1 rRNA gene is annotated in these 3,025 nt (G+C 51.8%); it reads right to left on the reverse strand.

Features of this window, described 5'->3' with window-relative positions:
* Positions 1 to 88 precede the first annotated feature (88 nt).
* Positions 89 to 2,976: ribosomal RNA gene (locus CS022_RS24305) — 23S ribosomal RNA — on the reverse strand.
* Positions 2,977 to 3,025: the final 49 nt, after the last annotated feature.

The raw sequence follows: 3,025 nt of genomic DNA on the forward strand, positions 1-3,025 counted from the left end.
AATTCGTTTAATCTAGAAAGCTGTTTTTAATTCTCGTTCTACACATTCAATGTTCCATTTGAGTCCGTCAAAACCCCTTGGGTGTTGTATGGTTAAGCCTCACGGGCAATTAGTACAGGTTAGCTCAACGCCTCACAGCGCTTACACACCCTGCCTATCTACGTCGTAGTCTTCAACAACCCTTTAGAGAGATTAAATCTCTAGGGATGACTCATCTCGAGGCTCGCTTCCCGCTTAGATGCTTTCAGCGGTTATCGATGCCGAACTTAGCTACCGGGCAATGCGTCTGGCGACACAACCCGAACACCAGCGGTTCGTCCACTCCGGTCCTCTCGTACTAGGAGCAGCCCCTCTCAATCATCCAACGCCCACGGCAGATAGGGACCGAACTGTCTCACGACGTTCTAAACCCAGCTCGCGTACCACTTTAAATGGCGAACAGCCATACCCTTGGGACCGACTTCAGCCCCAGGATGTGATGAGCCGACATCGAGGTGCCAAACACCGCCGTCGATATGAACTCTTGGGCGGTATCAGCCTGTTATCCCCGGAGTACCTTTTATCCGTTGAGCGATGGCCCTTCCATTCAGAACCACCGGATCACTATGACCTGCTTTCGCACCTGCTCGAACCGTCATTCTCGCAGTCAAGCGGGCTTATGCCATTGCACTAACCTCACGATGTCCGACCGTGATTAGCCCACCTTCGTGCTCCTCCGTTACGCTTTGGGAGGAGACCGCCCCAGTCAAACTACCCACCAGGCACTGTCCTCAATCCCGATAAGGACCTAAGTTAGAACATCAAACATACAAGGGTGGTATTTCAAGGATGGCTCCACATCATCTGGCGACAATGCTTCAAAGCCTCCCACCTATCCTACACATGTAGGCTCAATGTTCAGTGCCAAGCTGTAGTAAAGGTTCACGGGGTCTTTCCGTCTAGCCGCGGGTACACAGCATCTTCACTGCGATTTCAATTTCACTGAGTCTCGGGTGGAGACAGCGTGGCCATCATTACGCCATTCGTGCAGGTCGGAACTTACCCGACAAGGAATTTCGCTACCTTAGGACCGTTATAGTTACGGCCGCCGTTTACCGGGGCTTCGATCAAGAGCTTCTCCGAAGATAACCCCATCAATTAACCTTCCGGCACCGGGCAGGCGTCACACCGTATACGTCATCTTTCGATTTTGCACAGTGCTATGTTTTTAATAAACAGTTGCAGCCACCTGGTATCTGCGACTCCCGGCAGCTTAGAGGGCAAGCCTCATCACCGCTGGGAGCGTACCTTCTCCCGAAGTTACGGTACCATTTTGCCTAGTTCCTTCACCCGAGTTCTCTCAAGCGCCTTGGTATTCTCTACCCGACCACCTGTGTCGGTTTGGGGTACGGTTACTGATAACCTGAAGCTTAGAGGCTTTTCCCGGAAGCATGGCATCAATGACTTCATCACCGTAGTGACTCGACATCGTGTCTCAGCGTTAATGACGGTCCGGATTTACCTAAACCATCCGCCTACGCACTTGAACCAGGACAACCGTCGCCTGGCCCACCTAGCCTTCTCCGTCCCCCCATCGCAGTTATCAGCAGTACGGGAATATTAACCCGTTTCCCATCGACTACGCCTTTCGGCCTCGCCTTAGGGGCCGACTTACCCTGCCCCGATTAACGTTGGACAGGAACCCTTGGTCTTCCGGCGAGGAGGTTTTTCACCCCCTTTATCGTTACTCATGTCAGCATTCGCACTTCTGATATGTCCAGCAGACCTCTCAGTCCACCTTCAACCACTTACAGAACGCTCCCCTACCCAACAGTCCTAAGACTGATGCCGCAGCTTCGGTGTATCGCTTAGCCCCGTTACATCTTCCGCGCAGGCCGACTCGACCAGTGAGCTATTACGCTTTCTTTAAATGATGGCTGCTTCTAAGCCAACATCCTGCTGTCTGAGCCTTCCCACATCGTTTCCCACTTAGCGATAACTTTGGGACCTTAGCTGGCGGTCTGGGTTGTTTCCCTCTCCACGACGGACGTTAGCACCCGCCGTGTGTCTCCCGGATATCACTTACTGGTATTCGGAGTTTGCAAAGGTTGGTAAGTCGGGATGACCCCCTAGCCTTAACAGTGCTCTACCCCCAGTAGTGTTCGTCCGAGGCGCTACCTAAATAGCTTTCGGGGAGAACCAGCTATCTCCAGGTTTGATTGGCCTTTCACCCCTAGCCACAAGTCATCCGCTAATTTTTCAACATTAGTCGGTTCGGTCCTCCAGTTGATGTTACTCAACCTTCAACCTGCCCATGGCTAGATCACCTGGTTTCGGGTCTACTTCCAGCAACTGTGCGCCCAGTTAAGACTCGGTTTCCCTACGGCTCCCCTATTCGGTTAACCTTGCTACTGAAAGTAAGTCGCTGACCCATTATACAAAAGGTACGCAGTCACCCCATAAAAGGGGCTCCCACTGCTTGTACGTACACGGTTTCAGGTTCTATTTCACTCCCCTCACAGGGGTTCTTTTCGCCTTTCCCTCACGGTACTGGTTCACTATCGGTCAGTCAGGAGTATTTAGCCTTGGAGGATGGTCCCCCCATGTTCAGACAAGATATCACGTGTCCCGTCCTACTCGTTTTCACTCTACATGCGCCGTCGTGTACGGGGCTGTCACCCTGTATCGCTCTCCTTTCCAGAAGATTCCACTAACGTATATAAAGCTTAAGGGCTAATCCGGGGTCGCTCGCCGCTACTGCCGGAATCTCAATTGATTTCTTTTCCTTCGGGTACTTAGATGTTTCAGTTCCCCGAGTTCGCCTCGCCACGCTATGTATTCACGTGACGATACTTACTTATGTAAGTGGGTTTCCCCATTCGGAAATCCATGAGTATAGTGACTCTTACCGTCTTCTCATGGCTTATCGCAGGTTAGCACGTCCTTCATCGCCTCTGACTGCCAAGGCATCCACCGTGTACGCTTAGTCACTTAACCATACAACCCCAAGAGGTCTTGTGTATGGTCAACAACCAAGGTGTTCTAT

Origin of the sequence: Veronia nyctiphanis, from assembly GCF_004116385.1 — a bacterium.
In the GTDB taxonomy this organism is placed as follows: Bacteria; Pseudomonadota; Gammaproteobacteria; order Enterobacterales; family Vibrionaceae; genus Veronia; species Veronia nyctiphanis.